The following is a 16,953-nucleotide window of genomic DNA, read 5'->3' as shown; positions in this document are numbered from 1 at the left end:
TTATGACAGAAAGTGAAATTTGGCAAAAAATAGAACAATTTTTTATTGAAAATTTTGATACCGAAAAAAATGCCCCGATTGAGACTTACCTATTCTTAATCGGCATACAGGAACTGGGAAGCGGACAACAAAAATATACCAAAGACGATAAACTAAACATCCTTCACATTGCCGTTTGTCGTTTGCTGGAGCCTTTCGGATATTTTAAATTTTCACATTACGACGACGACGGTTACCCTCACTTTGAGGAAACGGAAAAACTTCCGGAACTGAAACCGAACGAACAACAAATCCTGATGAAAAAGGCTATTATTCAGTATTTTCAGGATGAAGAATTAATTTGAAAATGAGATAATTTGAAAATTGATTAATTATATAAAAATGGAAAGTAAGTTTTACTTTCCATTTTTTTTACGCATCATTACTTCAAGTAAATTTTGAAAGATTGTATCGAGAAGTTTTTTATTCAAATTAAAAAAATAATTTTCAAATCAATACATTATCACGCTTTTTCAGATTATTAAAGATTTCTTCCAGTTGGTTTAAACCCATTTTAAAACCTTCTTCAAATCCCATTTCCAATTGTTTTTTCATATCATCTTCAGAATTAAAATGAATGTTGAGAGAAACTTTTGTTCCCTGTTCAATTCCTGTAAAACCAATCAGCCATTGCGTTTGCGGAAATCTCTCGTCTACATTCCCATTAGCATCACAAAAAGCATCAATACCGTCGACACTTCTATGCTCATCTATTTTACCATATTTAACCAGTGAAAATATTTTCTCTCCTTCTGGTCCATTCATAGAATATAACCAGACTCCGCCTTCTTCAAAATTTAATTTATCGGTTTCACATTTCCAGGGTTTTGGCGCCCACCACAAATCGAGAAGTTCGGGTTTTGTAAAATACTCCCATACTTCCGAAATTTCGGCAGAATAGACCTTCATTACATAAATACTTTTTGTATGAAAATCATGATTAAAAACAATTTTTGAGCTCATAGTTATTTTGGTTTGGTTAATAATTATCATAAGTTCCTTTAAGGAATTGAGTATAAATTTATAATAAAATGTTAAAACCTTTACTTTTAAGAAAAATTAAACAATATTTTGGCGCATTTTTTGTTTATCAAATCTTAAAATGAGTAATTTTAACATTCATAACTTTAATTTTCCAATGCAATGAATAACAAATTCATCCCGATAATCTCGGTTTTTATGACAATCTCCCTTATTGTTTTTGTCACGCTGCAGTTTTATTGGCTTAAAAATTATTATGTTGCTTTGGAACAAGAGTTTTCTAACAAAGTTTATTCCGCTTTGGAAAATACTTCCAAAAACATTGCAGAAATTGAAGTAGATAAGCTTTTTAATGAGAATTACGCAAATTTAAGAGATAATGTAAAGGCAAACAGCAAAAAGCCATCGCTTACCACAATTCAGCAAACGCAGGATTCTGGAACTCAAAAATCAATCGTTTACTACAGAAATATTATTGAGACTCAACAGCTACCCATTTCAAAAAGAGGCGATTCTCTTCTCTTGACAAAAATGTATACTGACGACGATGCATATACCATAAAAAGAGATACTTCACGACGCGAATTACTGACTTCGGAAATCAATCGAGATATTGAAAGCGGTGATTATAATTTTAAAGAATTTTTAAAGGTAAATGGAAACAATTTACCGCTCAGCAAAAGAGTTGACCCCAAAATTCTAGATTCTGTCATTACCAAAGAACTTAGAATGAAAGGAATTACCGCTGATTTTGGATACGGAGTTTCAGATAAAAATAATAAACTTACTCCGATTTTCAATAAAGTTTTTAAAGAGAAAAAAGATACCAATTCTTATACTTATCCTTTATTTACAGATACAAAAGATAGAACATTATACACTTTGGCCTTAGTTTTTCCTAAAAAAGAATATTCTTTGGCGATGAATAACTGGCCAATGCTTTTGGGAACTTTTCTTTCACTTTTGACGATTTTAGGAATTTATATCATTTCCATTAATTATATGATGAGACAGAAAAAACTGGCAGAAGTAAAAACTGATTTCATCAACAATATGTCTCATGAATTCAAGACTCCATTGGCAACAATTTCAGTAGCCACAGACTCTTTGGCAAATGACAAAATTGCAACCAATCCAGATAAGGTAAAATATTATTCGCAGCTCATCAAACAGGAGAATCTGAGGATGAAAAAGCAGGTAGAAAACATCCTGAATATGTCTAAATTGGAACGAAATGAAGTAGAATTGTTCTTAAAAGAGACGAACGTAAGAGAATTGATAAAAAAGACGACAGAGTCATTTAATCTGATTATTCAGCAGAGAAACGGAAAGCTTATTCAGGAATTTAATGCCACTCATTTTACTTTTAAGATTGATGAATTTCATATTTCGAATATGTTGGTGAATCTTTTGGACAATGCAAACAAATACTCTCCGGAAGCGCCAGAGATAAGTATTAAAACTAAGAATGAAGGAAATTGGTACGTGTTAGAGATTTCAGATAAGGGAATGGGAATGGAAACCCATAACAAAACCAAAATTTTCGAAAAATTCTTCAGAGAAGAAACCGGAAATATTCATAATGTAAAAGGACAAGGCCTCGGACTTTCCTATGTAAAGAAAATTGTAGAACTACACAAAGGACAGATCATTGTAGATTCTGAAAAAGATAGAGGAAGTAAGTTTATCATCAAACTTCCAATGGCATAAAAATAATTTTAAACGAATAATAAAATATAAAAACATATGAGCAACAGAATATTATTAGTAGAAGACGATCAGAGTTTCGGTGCCGTACTGAAAGATTATCTTACGATAAACAATTTTGAAGTGACCCTTGCCATAGATGGCGAGCAAGGATTAAAAGAATTTACAGAAAGTGAATTTGACATTTGCATTTTTGACGTAATGATGCCTAAAAAAGACGGTTTCTCATTAGCAGAAGATGTAAAAAAAATCGATAAAAATACACCAATCATCTTCTTGACCGCAAGAAATATGAGAGAAGACATTCTGAAAGGTTATCAATTGGGGGCAGATGACTACATCACAAAACCATTTGATACTGAATTACTTTTATATAAAATAAAAGCAATTCTTCAGAGAAGCTCTACTTTAGAAAACGAAGAACAAGAACAATTTAAAATCAGCAATATTTTCTTTGATTCTATGCTGAGACAATTGAGAGTTGGTGATAACGAATACAAACTTTCTCCTAAAGAAAATGAACTTTTAAAATTGCTTTGTCTTCACAGAAACGACTTTATGCCTAGAGATTTAGCATTAAGAAAAATCTGGAAAAAAGAAAACTATTTTACCGCAAGAAGTATGGACGTTTATATTGCTAAACTTAGAAAACTTCTGAAAGACGATGAAGGTTTAGAAATTATCAATGTACACGGTGAAGGTTTCAGACTTTTGGTTAAGAACTAAACGAACGTTAAATTAACGATATAAAATCAAAAATTAGCAAAACAATTCAAAATGTTTTGCTAATTTTGTTTTTCAGGGCATTTTTTAATGTAAAATTGTAAGCTTAAACTAAAGTAAATACAAACATCAATCATTGGCCTAAAAAATAGAAATATACTTATGAAAAATTTACTTTTTGCCCTTTTAGCAACTTCTTTAGTTGCAGTTTCATGTAAAAAAGACGAAAAACCAACATATTTAAAAGAAGAGAACGGAACTCAGCAACCAAATGTTGCGATGAATACCAATGCAAAACCCTCATTAATCGATCAGGCAGGAATAAAAACCTCTAATGGTTCAACGATGGTTACTGCACCAGGAATGAATCCTCCACATGGGCAACCAGGTCACAAATGTGAAATTCCTGTGGGGCAGCCTTTAAATGGTGCACCTTCAGCTCAAAACTCTGCACCTCAAGCCATTCAGGTGAATGGCAATAGCCCCATTCAGATTGACCCAAACTCTGTAAAGCCAACGAAAGTAACGCCTACTCAAAATGGTCAACCTGTGAAAACTGCTCCAGGAATGAACCCTCCACACGGAGAACCTGGCCATAGATGTGATATTGCTGTTGGACAGCCTTTAAACAGCAAGCCTACTGCTCAGAATAACACTCCAGCACAAGTACAAGCTCCACAACCAGCTCCAACTCCGCAACCGGTAGTTGCCAATACAGGACCAAAACCAAAGAATAATCCTGCGCATGGCCAACCTTGGCATGACTGTGCAAAACAAGTAGGCGCTGCACTTTAATTATTTTTTGTAAATTTGCACTGTGAAACCGATTCAGCTATTATTAATTATCTTTTGCTTGGGAATTTTTCTGATTCCTAAAGATAATTTCTATGCTCAGGCGTCACAGGAAACCTGCTGTAAGGCTGAATCTAAAAAATCATGTTGTGAAAAGAGTCATGACAATCATGATTCTAAAAATAGCAACAGCGACCACAAATCATGCAACGACGATTGCTGTTCGTTTTGTATGACCTGTAATACTTTCGTAGAAAATAATCTTACGAAAAATAGTATTTCAGAAATCTCTTCATTCAAAACAATCTCAAAAATTCAGGTTCAGTACGCTGATCCTTATATTTCAAACGGTTTAAAAGAAATCTGGCAACCGCCTAAACTAGGTTAATTAAAAAATTAATTTAACGATGTATCAATTTATCAATCTTCCAATGATTGTTACACGATTGCATTGTTAGAATGTCACATTAATTCAATTAATCTAAATTTTAAACAAAATGAAATTATATTTTACCAAGGTAATCCTTGGCGCATTCTTACTATTCGCAACATTTGTATCAGCTCAAAATCTTTCTAAAAACCAGTTTCAGGTAAAAGGAAACTGCGAGATGTGTAAAGAGAGAATAGAAACAACGGCTAAAAAAGCTGGTGCAAGATCAGCACAGTATTCCATAGATTCGCAGACTCTTACCATAGAAACCTCAGAAAAAGTTTCACCCGAAGAAGTTTTAAAAAAAGTTGCAGAAGCTGGTCATGATAACGAAAAGTTCAAAGCTCCTAATGAAACATATGAGAAACTTCCGGGATGTTGTCATTACGACAGAGACTTAAAAACAGAAAATTCAAAGGTAGAAAATCACAATCACGCTAAAGGTGAAAATGAATTTTTTGTGAAAGGTAATTGCGAATCTTGTAAAGCAAGAATAGAAAAAGCAGCAAAATCTGCAGGAGCAAACTCTGCGGAATGGAGCGCTGAAAAGCAAACAGTAACTTTAAACTTTGACTCATCTAAAACATCTGCCGATCAAATTCTTAAAAAAATCGCAGAAGTAGGTCATGATAATGAAAAGTATAAAACAACGGATGATGTTTACAAGCAGCTTCCGGGATGTTGTCTTTACGACCGTGATATTGAGTTTGGAGAAAAAAACGAAAAAGTCCATTCTAACGAAACAGAAAAGGAGTTTGCAGAAAAACAAGCTAACATTGAAGCTTCCAGCCACAGTTCTCATGCAACTGGTGAGAAAAACATAGAAGGAGTAACGATCACTGCATCAAAAGCAGCAACTTCTATCAGTAAAAAAGAAGCTGGATTGGTATTTAATATCGATTCTAAAGAACTTTTAAAAGCTGCTTGTTGTAATTTGTCTGAAAGTTTTGAAACTAATGCAACTGTTGATGTTTCTTTCAGCAATGCTGTAACGGGAACGAAACAGCTTAAAATGTTAGGTTTAGACCAAAAATACACGAGTTTAACGAAAGAATTACTACCAGAGATCAGAGGCTTGGCTTCCGCTTACGGATTGAATTTTATTCCAGGAAGATGGATCGAAAGCATTCAGCTGACAAAAGGAGGAAGCACGGTAACAAACGGTTATGAGAGTATTACCGGTCAAATCAATACAGAACTTATTAAGAATGCTAAAACACCTGAAACGTCATTAAACCTTTTTGCCGATTTCAACGGAAGAGCTGAAGCAAACGTTACGCACGTAGCAGCAATCAATGATAAATGGTCTCAAACTTTTCTCCTTCACGGAAACGGAACCTTCGGAGATACCGACATGAATGATGACAATTTTCTTGATCGTCCGAAAGGAACTCAAATCAATGCAGCTTATTTATTGAATTATAACGATTTGGAGCGTTCTGGTTTTGGATCGCATTTCGGAATTAATTTCATTAAAGATGAACGAACTGCAGGACAAATAGGATTTGATAAAAAGCTTTCTCAAAAGGAGCAGTCACTTTACGGTGTTGGAATTGACATTTCAAGATTTCAGGTTTGGAACAAAACGGGTTATGTTTTTAAAGGAAAACCTTATCAAAGCTTAGGCTGGATGAATCAATATGTGTATCATCAACAAGACAGCTTTTTCGGTTTGAGAAATTATTCCGGACAGCAACACACTTATTATTCTAATTTGATCTTTGAAAGTATTTTAGGAAATACCAATCATAAATATAAAGCTGGAGCGAGTTTCTTATACGATGGTTATGAAGAAAATTATTTAGTTGATAACTTTAAAAGAAACGAAATTGTTCCTGGAATTTTTGCTGAATATACTTTGACAGGCTTAAAATATACTTTGGTTGCAGGAGCAAGAGCCGATTTTCACAACTTGGCAGGAACACAGTTCACACCGAGATTGAATTTTAAATATGACTTTACTCCGCAAACTATTTTTAGAATTTCTGCGGGAAGAGGTTTCAGAACAGCGAATGTTTTTGCAGAAAGTCAGCAATATTTTGCATCCAACAGAAACATTCAGATTTTACAAAACGGTGGAGACATTTATGGTTTAAGACCAGAAATTGCTTGGAATTACGGAGTGAGCTTACAGCAGGAATTTAAAATTTTCGGGAAAAAATCTACTATTGTTGCTGATTTTTTCAGAACAGATTTCCAAGATCAGGTTTTGGTAGATCTTGATCGTTCACCTCAGCAATTAACGTTTTATAATCTTGATGGGAAATCTTTTGCCAACTCATTTCAGACGCAGTGGGATTTCACCCCTTTCAAGAATTTTGATGTAAGATTGGCTTATAAATACTATGACGTACAGGCTGATTATTTGGATGGAAGACGTGAAGTTCCTTTCATGGCAAAACACAGAGGTTTCGTAAACTTGGCGTATGCCACCAACAAAAATAAAAACGAAGGATTCTGGAGTTTTGATACTACATTGAATTGGGTAGGAAAACAAAGACTTCCCAATACATCAACTAACCCTACAGAATTTCAATTGCCGATGTATTCTGAATCTTATGCGGTTTTGAATGCACAGATTTCTAGAAATTTCAATAAAAAATTAAGAGCTTATTTAGGAGGTGAAAACCTAACTTCTTATCATCAGGAAAAAGCAATCATGGATTTTAAAAATCCTTTTGGAAATTATTTTGATGGTGGAATGGTGTATGCTCCAATTATGAAAGCTAACTTTTATGTTGGGTTTGATGTAACATTTTAAGGTTGAGGCTAAAGTTGAAATTGAGAAATTTGTATAATTTTCAAATGAGCTCATTTTAAAACTCTCAAATTAAAAAAAGCATGGTTTCAATAATTTAATGATTATGAAATCATGCTTTTTTGTATCTTTAAATTCAACTTAAATATCAAAATTTTAACATGAAACGAAATGCAACAGCCGTTTGGAACGGTACCGTAAAAGAAGGAAAAGGCCATATCACAACTCAAAGCACCACTTTAAACCAAACTCAATATTCTTTCGGAAGCCGTTTCGAAGAAGGAGTAGGAACAAACCCCGAAGAATTATTAGCAGCAGCTCATGCAGGATGTTTCACCATGAAACTGAGTGCAGAATTAACTCAGGCAGGTTTCAATCCTGAAGAATTAACCACAAAATCAGTAATTACACTAGATCCAAGTGTGGGAAAAATCACTAAATCTGAATTGACTTTAACGGCAAAAATTCCGGGAATTTCTGAAGAAGATTTTCAAAAATATGCTAAAATAGCAGAAGAAGGCTGCCCTGTAAGCCAGGCGTTCAGCTTTGAAATTAGTTTGAATGCTAGTTTGATTAACTGAGCTAAAACATACTTTTTCATTCCACAGGAATCTTATATCATCAATAAAAACGGGCTAAAGCCCGTTTTTTAATTTAATCAAACTCTATTTGGCTTTAGCCAAAACCTCAGGTTTCAGTCCTTCAAATTAAACAAATCTCACAATTTAATTTAAATGAAAAAATAAAATATACCGATTGGTATATTTTTGTATATTTGTCTGTTGATTTTTGAAGATGTCAAAAGCAGAAAAGACTAAACAATTCATTATCGAGAAAACGGCAACTTTGTTTAATACCAAAGGTTATACCGCTACTTCTTTATCGGATATTACGGAAGCAACAGGGCTCACCAAAGGCAGCATCTACGGAAATTTTGAAAACAAAGACGAAGTATCACTCGAAGTTTACAAATACAATTCGGGAATTCTCAAAAAAAGTTTAATGAGATCATTCAGTGAAGAATTTCCAACGATGTCTGATAAACTATACGCTTTTGTAACATTTTACAGAAAAAACTGGCAGTTGGTTTTTCTACACGGTGGTTGTCCGTTAATGAATGCTGCTACAGAATCTGACGACACTTTCCCCGCATTGAATAATCAGGTGAAATTATCTTTTCAAGATTGGACAGAAACTATTTCTAAAATTATCAAAACCGGACAGACCAATAATGAATTCACACAGGAAATAGATCCAGAGCAATACGCTTCGCTTTTCATTATTCTTATTGAAGGTGGAATTTTGCTTTCAAAAACAACAGGCGACGAGAAGCATTTAAACCTTGCTTTAGACCGAATTTTAGTACTCATCAACGAAGAAATTAAAAAAAATCCTTTATAAATAAATGTTATGGATAAGTTAAAGGCATTACAATCATTTATCGGAAAAGAGTTTACGGAATCCCCTTCTCCTTTTATGAGATGGCTGAATCCGGTTGTGATTTCGGCAGAAGAAGGTCAAATTGAATTTCAGTACACCGTAAGAGAAGAATGGCTAAACCCGATGGGAAATATGCACGGTGGCGTAGCGGCAGCAATTATGGATGATATTATTGGAGCAACCATGTTTTCTTTAAATGAAAAAAATTTTATTGTAACTGTCAACAACAGCATCGATTATTTTTCAACAGCAAAAGAAAACGATATTATTGTAGCCGAAACGAAAATCATTAAAAGAGGAAAGCAGTTTGTGAACGCACAATGTGAAATTTGGAACGCAGATAAAACAAGACTTATCGCAAGAGGAACCTCAAATCTATTTAAAATTAATAACTAAATATAAAATCGCCAATACTGAATATCTTTATAAGTGAAACAGTAAAAATTGTGATTTTAAATGACTTAAAAAATATATACAGCCATCTATGAAAAGAGTTGTCATTACAGGATTGGGCGCAGTAACGCCTTTAGGAAATAATGTTGAAGAATTCTGGCAAAACAGCATCAACGGAGTAAGCGGAGCAAATAAAATCACTCACTTCGATACCGAAAAATTTAAAGTACACTTTGCATGTGAAGTAAAAAACTTTGACCCAAAGGTATATTTAAATCACAACGAAATAAAAAGAAGCGACCTGTTTTCTCAGTACGCAATGTATTCATCTGCAGAAGCAATAAACGATTCAGGATTGGAATTTGAAAAAATGGATCCTTTTGACACAGGCGTAATCTGGGGAACCGGACAAGGCGGAATGTGGACTTTCGAAAGTGAGGTCATGAATTTTGCAGCTAATGATCAGAATCCGAGATTCAACCCTTTCTTCGTTCCAAAATTTATCGCCAATATGGCTTCGGGAATGATTTCTATGAAGTTTGGCCTTCAGGGAATTAATTACACAACAATTTCTGCTTGCGCAACAGGAAATACCGCTTTGATGGATGCGTTTAATTATATCCGTTTAGGAAAAGCTAAAGTAATTATCAGCGGTGGCTCGGAAGCAGCAATTACGCCCGCTTCAGTTGGTGGGTTTTCTGTAATGAAAGCAATGTCTACAAGAAATGATGATTTTGCTACAGCAAGCCGACCTTACGATGAAAACCGAGACGGTTTTGTAATGGGAGAAGGAGCCGGAGCTTTGGTTTTAGAAGAATATGAGCACGCAAAAGCAAGAGGTGCAAAAATATATGCAGAATTGGTAGGAGCAGCAATGACTGCCGATGCGTATCATATGACAGCACCTCATCCTGACGGAGTTGGGGCAATAAAAGCAATGCAATTGGCATTACATGAAGCCGGAGCAAACGTTGAAGATATTGATTACCTCAATCCTCACGCAACCTCTACTCCACTTGGAGATTTGGTCGAGCTAAAAGGAATCAGCAAATTATTTAAAGGAAGTAAAAACCTTGATCTAAGTGCAACAAAATCAATGACGGGTCACTTATTGGGAGCAGCAGGAGCAGCAGAAGCTATTCTTTCGATTAAAGCGATTGAAAAAGGAATTATTCCGCCAACTATCAATCTTCATAAGATTGATGAAAACATTCCAAAAGATGTAAATATTATTTTTGGTGAAGCAAAAGAAAAGAATATTCAATTTGCATTAAGTAACGCCTTCGGCTTTGGAGGACATAATGCTACTTTGGTGTTTAAGAAATTTTCATAGACTTAATTTAAACCATTAAGATTTAGTTAAGTAATTAAGATTATTAAGAAATTCTTTCTTCATCAAAATGACAAAGAAAGATAGAATAACTTTAAAAGAAAAAGCAGTCTAAATATAGACTGCTTTTTCTTTATGCTTCTTTCAACCATTCCGATGAAGAAAGATAATTCTGATCGGGGTAATAAATAAAAAGAACATTTTTTCCTTTTATTGTATTGATAATCGGCTCCGTTAATGCTCTCGGAATTGCAGGGCAACCCCAGCTTCTTCCGATTCTTTTGTGTGCTGCAGCAAACTCTTCACTTACATAATCTGCTCCATGCATTACGACAGCTCTTTTGTAAGCCGCATCATTAAAACCTTTATCCATTCCTAAAAGTTTTAAAGAATATCCGTTGTCACCATTGTAGGTTGATTCTGTTATATAGAAACCCATACTGCTTTGAAGTGAGCTTTCGGTATTAGAAAAATTTGTTGCAAATTCTTCCCCTGTATTTTTTCCGTGAGCAACCAAAGAGTTAAAAAGAACTTTTTTCTCATTCATATCAATCACCCAAAGTCTTTTGGTATTTGATGATATTGAAAAATCACAAATCGTTAGCAAATGTGCATTTTCATCTAATTTCCCAGCTTTTTTCAGATTAGAAAACCCTAAAATAGCTTTAGAAAAAACATCAAAATTCAGTTTATGATCAGATTCGAATAAGATAGAATTATAAAGTTCTTCAGAAGAACTCATTTCATTTGTGCTTTTTTTAGATTTAGTTTCAACTGCAGTTTCTATTTTTTTTGTGTTGGTATTTTCATTCTTTACATTCTCGTTTTTTGGAGAAACATAAAAAGAAGTCGTTACCATGTACACAATGCCTAATACGCTATAAAATCCTTTCATTAATATTATGTTAAATTAAAATTCCGGGTACAAATTTATAAAATCATAATTATCAATGAGTTAAAATGAAAAAAGTTTAACTCAATTTAAGAAACTTTAACTGTCAGAGATTATTTCTCTGAATCCGGAACAAACTCTAAACTAATAGAATTCATACAGTATCTTGTTCCTGTTGGAGGCGGTCCGTCGTTAAAAACATGACCCAAGTGAGAATCACAACGTTTACAAACTACCTCAATTCTTTCCATTCCATGAGTTGAATCGCGGTTATAGCCTACTCCATTTTTATCAGCTTCAAAAAAACTTGGCCAACCGCAACTGCTCATAAATTTTTGGTTAGAACGGAAAAGGTGATTTCCACAAACCGCACAATAATATTCTCCCAATTCATCAAACTCATTATATGTTCCGGTAAATGGTCTTTCTGTTGCTGCTTCCCTTGCAATTGCGTACAAATCTGGAGAAAGAATTTTAAACCATTCATCATTTGACACGTTCAGTTTTGCAGTATCTGTTTTTGAATAATATGGATTGTTTTTTGCTTCGTTATGCATAGAATTTATTTAAATATTAGAAATTAATGTAAAATCTAACCACAAAAGTCGCAAAAGCTTTCCTCTTATTAAAGTTTTGACTGCTGAAAATGACAAGCTCACAAACTGTAAAAACTGATGTGTACTTTTCTAAGATATTATTAAGCTTAAATTCTTTTGCGACTTTTGTGGTAAAAGAATTACAACCAAATTTAGTAAATTTGAGAATATGAATGACGAAGCCAAACGAAAACAGCTTAGAAAATATAAAGCTTTTGCTACAGGACTATTTGTTTTGATGGCGATTATCTTTATAATTACTACAATTTTGCAAAAAACACTTGATTCTCATTGGATTGGCTATGTTCGTGCATTTTCTGAAGCCGCAATGGTTGGTGCTTTAGCAGACTGGTTTGCGGTGACTGCTCTTTTCCGTCATCCATTAGGACTTCCAATTCCGCATACCAATCTGATTGAAAACAGCAAGGAAAAACTGGGTGATAACCTGGGAAGCTTTGTGGTTTCTAATTTTCTTTCGTCCAAAACAATTCGTCCCTATATTCAGAAAATTAAAATTTCAAATTTTGTCGGCGAATGGCTCACAAAAGAAAGAAATCAGGAAGCTTTAATTAAAAATCTCTCAGACATCGTTTTGGATATTCTCAACAAACTGGATGATTCTGAAGTAAGCCATTTCATCAGCAAAAAAGTGAGCGAAATGACCGATAATATAAAACTAAACACCATTCTCGGAAACGGAATTATTTATCTTTTAGACAAAAACGACCATCAAAAAATCATTACTAATCTTTCTGCTCAGATAAAAGATTATATTATTTTAAATGAAGATGTTATTCAGGAACGGGTAAAAAAAGGAAGCTATTCTTTCATTCCTTCGTTTGTTGATAATAAAATTTCCGAGAAAATAGCAAGCGGGCTTTCAGATTTCTTCAGAGAAGTGGAAGAAAATCCAGCACATGAAATTCGAGATTTAATTACCCGAAAAATTTATGAATTTTCTCACGATTTAAAAGAAAGCCCTAAGTGGAATGATGAATTTAAAACCATCAAAAATGATTTTCTTAAAAATGATAAACTAGAAGAATATTCTAATGACATTTGGCTTTCCATCAAAAAAACATTGAATAATGAATTGCAGGAAGAAGAATCTTCATTAAAAAAATACATCACAAAAAACCTGAATGAGTTTTCTCAAAATTTAAAAACCGATGAAAATCTTCAGAATAAGATTGACCATTGGGTAAGAGTAACTGCTTATAAATATATTCTGAAGAACACCCATCAAGCCGGAAACCTCATCAGCTCAACCGTCGGAAACTGGCAAGGAAAAGAATTAAGCGAAAAACTGGAACTGGAAGTTGGAAAAGACCTGCAATTTATCCGTGTGAACGGAACTTTAGTTGGCGGGTTGGTAGGATTGATTATTTATACAATCTCACATTTTTTTCTCTAAAACCTAAATTTCCTTTCGCAAATTCAGCAAATTTTGAAGATAAAACGTTTACTAAAATCTGCGTTATCTGTTAAATCTGCGAGAGATTTAAACAAAAAAGCAAAACCTCATCGATTTTGCTTTTCAATATTTTTAAAGTAAAATTTATCTCGCAATTCTACTTGCTCTCGTCAAAAGCTCCTGATTAATATCGTTGATTAATTGTGGACCTTCATAGATAAATCCTGTATAGAGTTGAACCAAAGTCGCTCCCGCATCCAGTTTCTCCATGGCATCTTTTGCAGAATGAATTCCTCCAACTCCAATAATTGGGAATGCTCGGTTGCTTTTATCTGAAAGATATTTTATCATTTTTGTACTTCTCTCACGAATCGGTTTTCCACTTAAACCACCGTTTCCTATTTCTGCTAAAACTTCAGGCGAAGTTTTCAAACCTTCTCTGTTCACTGATGTATTTGAAACTACAATTCCGTCGATTTTTGTCTGTGCAATCAATTCGATAATCTCATCGAGCTGCTGATTATTTAAATCTGGAGCAATTTTTAGAAGAATTGGTTTAGGATTTACTTTAGTCTGATTAATTCCTTTTACCGCAGTGATCAATTCTCTCAGATATTCTACATCTTCCAGTTTTGCGTGACTTCCAACGTTCGGGCAACTTACATTCAGTACAAAATAGTCTACATAAGGATGAAGACCTTCAAAACAGTCTAAGTAATCCTGAGTATAATTTTCAGGTGCTGTGTTGGTGTTTTTTCCGATGTTCCCGCCAATGATGATTTTTCCTTTGTTGCCTTTCAGTTTTTGAATGGCTGCTTCCAGACCGTCATTATTGAAACCCATTCTGTTGATAATTCCGCCATCTTCAATCAAACGGAACAATCTTTTCTTAGGATTTCCGGCTTGAGCTTTTGGCGTTACCGTTCCGATTTCTACAAATCCGAAACCTAAATCTCCCAATTCATTAAATAAAACCGCATTTTTATCAAAACCAGCAGCTAAACCAACAGGATTTTTAAATTTCAAACCGAAAACTTCTCTTTCAAGACGTTTATCTACAATTGGTTTTGGAAGGAATAATTTGGTTAGAAATCCAAAGTTTTTGAGCATTGAAAAAGTAAAGTGATGCACTTCTTCAGGATCAAACTTGAAAAGAATCGGACGAATGAGCGATTTGTACATTGAAAAAAAGTTTTACAAAAATACTCATTTTAAATTGAATGAATTCTTGATGTGTGATATTTTTATGAAAAATCTATTATGAATATGATCTATAAAACATTAATGTACATAATCTTTAAAATCTGCGAGAGCTTTTTTAACGCAAATATTTATTGCAAACTTCTTATTTTTAGAGGCAAAGGCAAATAAATTTGCTACGCAAAGCTTAAACTTTAGCTTCAGCAATCAACTTGTTGATTCCTCTTTGCTCCTTAAAGTTTTGTAGTATATAAAAGAAATCTTTGCGTTTAAATAAATTCACTAAACACTCAACTATAAGAACTCAAATCAAAATTTAAAATGTTCCCTACTCTTGTAAACTCTTCGTTTACCTTTGCATTTAATGTAATTTTCTCATTCGTAATAGGATGATTGAAAACCAATTGGTGCGCATGAAGCATCAGTTTATTCATATTAAAGGTTTCCAGCCACAATTTATTCTGCTTATTGCAACCATGAGGTCTGCATCCCAAAATAGGATGTAAAATATGCTTAAAATGTTTTCTCAATTGATGAAACCTTCCTGTTTCGGGGATTGCTTCAACTAAACAATAACGCGAAGTCTGATGTTTACCAAATACCAGATCTATCTCTGAGGTCTGTAAACGGTGATAATAAGTAATCGCATTTTGTTGAATTTCGTCTTCATTGACTAGATCATAATCGATGGTTTCTTCTTCCGGAGCCCATCCTCTAAGAATTGCCAAATATTTTTTTTCAACTTCGCGCGCTGCAAATTGGTCACTCATTATTCTCAACGTCTCTTTATCTAAAGTAAACAGCAAAACGCCCGATGTTTTTCTGTCTAAACGATGCACTGGGTAAACGTATTGCCCGATTTGATCCCTCAACTCCTGAATAGCATAAGTATCCGCCTGCCCTGCATAATAAGATTTGTGAACCAGTAACCCACTGGGTTTATTAATGGCAATAAGATGTTCGTCGCGATAAAGAATTTCTAACATAGGGCAAAAGTATAGATTTTCTATACACAATGATTCTATAATAGAAATAAAAGATTATCTACCTTCACAAAAAATTAGTGTAACATTTTCGGCTTGATGCTCTCTAAATTCTAAAAAAGATAAATGCACAACTTAAACTTCGAAGAAATTTATCATACATATTGGAAGAAAATTTTTCGGCTTTGCATGGGTTATGTAAATGATGACGACATGGCAAAAGACCTGTGTCAAGAAACATTTGTAGCTGTGTTTCAGCAATTACCAAAGTTTCGCATGGAAGCCAATATCGGAACCTGGATATACAGAATTGCAACGAATATTTGTCTTAGACAGGTTAATCTTGAAAAAAGGATGCCCAAAAACGAACTTCCATCCCAGATTAAAGATCTATCAGAAAAAGATAACAAACTGGAACAGGAAAAAATGACAAATTTTCTTTATCAATGCATTTCTGAATTACCCGAACTTGAAAGAATCATTATTTCTTTAGAACTCGAAGAAATGAAACAAAAAGACATTGCTGAAGTGGTGGGGATCTCTCCTGCTAATGTGAGAGTTAAAATACACAGAATTAAAGAAAAGTTAACCGAAAAATTTGCACATTATGGCACCGAATTATAATTTTCAGGAAATCTGGAACAATAAAAACTCAGACATTCCCAACATAAAAGAAATCAAAACAAAGGCAGAAAAATACAGAAAAAAACAAATTTTAAAAGATATTGGCCTTATTGCTCTATTATTGTTAACCGTAGCAATGATAATATCCATTTGGGTATTTATTAAAATATCTTTTTTCTCAACCCAATTCGGAATTATGTTGGTTCTTATCGGCATTACAATGTATTCTTTTCTGGTGTATCAAAATATCAATATTTTGAAGAAGATCAATACCTCAACAACGAATCATGAATATCTTGCCACTATTAGAAAAGTAGAGCAACAACAAATTTATATGCAGACAAAAGGTCTTAGCATTTATTATCTTTTACTTTCTTTCGGATTTGCATTTTATTTTTATGAATTTGCTTTAAAAATGTCGTGGCTGGGAGTTCTATTAACTTATGGATTAACTTTTTTGTGGGGTGCAGTCAGTTGGTTTTTCATCAGACCAAAACAGATTAAAAAACAGAAAGAAAAAATATCAACGGTTATTAGCTCTTTAGAAAAACTGGAAAAAAGCTTTGAAGAGTAATTCTCGCAATGGATTAAGCAAATGAATACCAAAAATTTGTTGCAAAATCTGTATTTTTGCACTCAAGACGAAAAATT

At 33.7% G+C, this 16,953-nt stretch carries 18 protein-coding genes; 13 read left to right on the top strand and 5 right to left on the bottom strand.

All coding sequences use genetic code 11. From position 1 onward, the window contains the following. Positions 1-2: 2 nt before the first annotated feature. Complete coding sequence (locus tag AB671_RS15015; RefSeq protein ID WP_066676445.1) at positions 3-344, top strand: hypothetical protein; 342 nt, start codon at positions 3-5, stop codon at positions 342-344. A gap of 142 nt (positions 345-486) precedes the next feature. Here the strand turns inward: AB671_RS15015 and AB671_RS15010 are convergent, their stop codons facing one another. Continuing rightward, on the bottom strand, positions 487-1,002 hold the full coding sequence (locus tag AB671_RS15010) for an SRPBCC domain-containing protein (protein WP_066676572.1): 516 nt from the start codon (positions 1,000-1,002) through the stop codon (positions 487-489). A 180-nt stretch (positions 1,003-1,182) separates the two neighbouring features. Between AB671_RS15010 and AB671_RS15005 the strand changes: the two genes are divergently transcribed. From AB671_RS15005 to fabF, 9 genes are all read left to right on the top strand, one after another. Further along, positions 1,183-2,730, top strand: coding sequence for a sensor histidine kinase (locus tag AB671_RS15005; RefSeq protein ID WP_066676443.1), 1,548 nt, complete (start codon positions 1,183-1,185; stop codon positions 2,728-2,730). A gap of 36 nt (positions 2,731-2,766) precedes the next feature. Further along, on the top strand, positions 2,767-3,453 hold the full coding sequence (locus AB671_RS15000; protein ID WP_066676439.1) for a response regulator transcription factor: 687 nt from the start codon (positions 2,767-2,769) through the stop codon (positions 3,451-3,453). Positions 3,454-3,612: 159 nt separating this feature from the next. Further along, positions 3,613-4,245, top strand: a complete 633-nt coding sequence (locus AB671_RS14995) for a hypothetical protein (RefSeq protein WP_066676437.1) — start codon at positions 3,613-3,615, stop codon at positions 4,243-4,245. Between the two features lie 22 nt (positions 4,246-4,267). Beyond that, positions 4,268-4,630: a hypothetical protein gene (locus tag AB671_RS14990; protein WP_066676436.1), complete on the top strand. Its 363-nt coding sequence runs from the start codon at positions 4,268-4,270 to the stop codon at positions 4,628-4,630. Positions 4,631-4,739: 109 nt separating this feature from the next. Continuing rightward, the gene (locus AB671_RS14985) at positions 4,740-7,433 is read left to right on the top strand and encodes a TonB-dependent receptor domain-containing protein (RefSeq protein WP_066676435.1); all 2,694 of its coding nucleotides are present in this window, start codon (positions 4,740-4,742) and stop codon (positions 7,431-7,433) included. Between the two features lie 158 nt (positions 7,434-7,591). Next, positions 7,592-8,011: an OsmC family protein gene (locus AB671_RS14980; RefSeq protein ID WP_066676433.1), complete on the top strand. Its 420-nt coding sequence runs from the start codon at positions 7,592-7,594 to the stop codon at positions 8,009-8,011. A gap of 214 nt (positions 8,012-8,225) precedes the next feature. Next, positions 8,226-8,831, top strand: a complete 606-nt coding sequence (locus tag AB671_RS14975) for a TetR/AcrR family transcriptional regulator (RefSeq protein WP_066676432.1) — start codon at positions 8,226-8,228, stop codon at positions 8,829-8,831. Positions 8,832-8,840: 9 nt separating this feature from the next. Further along, a complete protein-coding gene (locus AB671_RS14970; RefSeq protein WP_066676431.1) occupies positions 8,841-9,266 on the top strand; it encodes a PaaI family thioesterase in 426 nt (141 codons plus the stop codon). An 88-nt stretch (positions 9,267-9,354) separates the two neighbouring features. Next, positions 9,355-10,596: a beta-ketoacyl-ACP synthase II gene (gene fabF / locus AB671_RS14965; protein ID WP_066676429.1), complete on the top strand. Its 1,242-nt coding sequence runs from the start codon at positions 9,355-9,357 to the stop codon at positions 10,594-10,596. Between the two features lie 130 nt (positions 10,597-10,726). Here the strand turns inward: fabF and AB671_RS14960 are convergent, their stop codons facing one another. Both AB671_RS14960 and msrB read right to left on the bottom strand, forming a co-directional pair. Next, positions 10,727-11,488 (bottom strand): murein L,D-transpeptidase catalytic domain family protein, encoded by a 762-nt coding sequence (locus AB671_RS14960; protein WP_066676427.1) that lies wholly within the window; start codon positions 11,486-11,488, stop codon positions 10,727-10,729. A 110-nt stretch (positions 11,489-11,598) separates the two neighbouring features. Then, positions 11,599-12,042 (bottom strand): peptide-methionine (R)-S-oxide reductase MsrB, encoded by a 444-nt coding sequence (gene msrB, locus AB671_RS14955; protein WP_066676424.1) that lies wholly within the window; start codon positions 12,040-12,042, stop codon positions 11,599-11,601. 208 nt (positions 12,043-12,250) lie between these two features. On the opposite strand from msrB, the gene AB671_RS14950 reads away from it, so the two are divergent. Continuing rightward, positions 12,251-13,495: a DUF445 domain-containing protein gene (locus AB671_RS14950; protein ID WP_066676419.1), complete on the top strand. Its 1,245-nt coding sequence runs from the start codon at positions 12,251-12,253 to the stop codon at positions 13,493-13,495. A gap of 144 nt (positions 13,496-13,639) precedes the next feature. On the opposite strand, the gene AB671_RS14945 is transcribed toward AB671_RS14950, so the two are convergent. Together AB671_RS14945 and AB671_RS14940 are read right to left on the bottom strand one after the other, a co-directional pair. Further along, the gene (locus tag AB671_RS14945) at positions 13,640-14,677 is read right to left on the bottom strand and encodes a quinone-dependent dihydroorotate dehydrogenase (protein ID WP_066676417.1); all 1,038 of its coding nucleotides are present in this window, start codon (positions 14,675-14,677) and stop codon (positions 13,640-13,642) included. Positions 14,678-14,985: 308 nt separating this feature from the next. After that, on the bottom strand, positions 14,986-15,681 hold the full coding sequence (locus AB671_RS14940) for a pseudouridine synthase (protein ID WP_066676409.1): 696 nt from the start codon (positions 15,679-15,681) through the stop codon (positions 14,986-14,988). Between the two features lie 123 nt (positions 15,682-15,804). Between AB671_RS14940 and AB671_RS14935 the strand changes: the two genes are divergently transcribed. Together AB671_RS14935 and AB671_RS14930 are read left to right on the top strand one after the other, a co-directional pair. Further along, a complete protein-coding gene (locus tag AB671_RS14935) occupies positions 15,805-16,302 on the top strand; it encodes an RNA polymerase sigma factor (RefSeq protein WP_066676407.1) in 498 nt (165 codons plus the stop codon). After that, on the top strand, positions 16,286-16,876 hold the full coding sequence (locus AB671_RS14930; RefSeq protein ID WP_066676405.1) for a hypothetical protein: 591 nt from the start codon (positions 16,286-16,288) through the stop codon (positions 16,874-16,876). Before AB671_RS14935 ends, AB671_RS14930 begins: the two co-directional genes overlap by 17 nt. The last annotated feature ends 77 nt before the right edge of the window (positions 16,877-16,953 follow it).

Source organism: Chryseobacterium sp. BGARF1, assembly GCF_001677955.1.
Classification (GTDB): Bacteria; Bacteroidota; Bacteroidia; order Flavobacteriales; family Weeksellaceae; genus Chryseobacterium.
Note: the sequence above shows the minus strand (reverse complement) of the source record. Positions and strands in the feature narration are given on the sequence as shown.

Coding starts and splice junctions, on each gene's coding strand:
- AB671_RS15015 (WP_066676445.1), top strand. CDS start 3: ATGACAGAAAGTGAAATTTGGCAAAAAATAGAACAATTTTTTATTGAA.
- AB671_RS15010 (WP_066676572.1), bottom strand. CDS start 1,002: ATGAGCTCAAAAATTGTTTTTAATCATGATTTTCATACAAAAAGTATT.
- AB671_RS15005 (WP_066676443.1), top strand. CDS start 1,183: ATGAATAACAAATTCATCCCGATAATCTCGGTTTTTATGACAATCTCC.
- AB671_RS15000 (WP_066676439.1), top strand. CDS start 2,767: ATGAGCAACAGAATATTATTAGTAGAAGACGATCAGAGTTTCGGTGCC.
- AB671_RS14995 (WP_066676437.1), top strand. CDS start 3,613: ATGAAAAATTTACTTTTTGCCCTTTTAGCAACTTCTTTAGTTGCAGTT.
- AB671_RS14985 (WP_066676435.1), top strand. CDS start 4,740: ATGAAATTATATTTTACCAAGGTAATCCTTGGCGCATTCTTACTATTC.
- AB671_RS14980 (WP_066676433.1), top strand. CDS start 7,592: ATGAAACGAAATGCAACAGCCGTTTGGAACGGTACCGTAAAAGAAGGA.
- AB671_RS14975 (WP_066676432.1), top strand. CDS start 8,226: ATGTCAAAAGCAGAAAAGACTAAACAATTCATTATCGAGAAAACGGCA.
- AB671_RS14970 (WP_066676431.1), top strand. CDS start 8,841: ATGGATAAGTTAAAGGCATTACAATCATTTATCGGAAAAGAGTTTACG.
- fabF (WP_066676429.1), top strand. CDS start 9,355: ATGAAAAGAGTTGTCATTACAGGATTGGGCGCAGTAACGCCTTTAGGA.
- AB671_RS14960 (WP_066676427.1), bottom strand. CDS start 11,488: ATGAAAGGATTTTATAGCGTATTAGGCATTGTGTACATGGTAACGACT.
- msrB (WP_066676424.1), bottom strand. CDS start 12,042: ATGCATAACGAAGCAAAAAACAATCCATATTATTCAAAAACAGATACT.
- AB671_RS14950 (WP_066676419.1), top strand. CDS start 12,251: ATGAATGACGAAGCCAAACGAAAACAGCTTAGAAAATATAAAGCTTTT.
- AB671_RS14945 (WP_066676417.1), bottom strand. CDS start 14,677: ATGTACAAATCGCTCATTCGTCCGATTCTTTTCAAGTTTGATCCTGAA.
- AB671_RS14940 (WP_066676409.1), bottom strand. CDS start 15,681: ATGTTAGAAATTCTTTATCGCGACGAACATCTTATTGCCATTAATAAA.
- AB671_RS14935 (WP_066676407.1), top strand. CDS start 15,805: ATGCACAACTTAAACTTCGAAGAAATTTATCATACATATTGGAAGAAA.
- AB671_RS14930 (WP_066676405.1), top strand. CDS start 16,286: ATGGCACCGAATTATAATTTTCAGGAAATCTGGAACAATAAAAACTCA.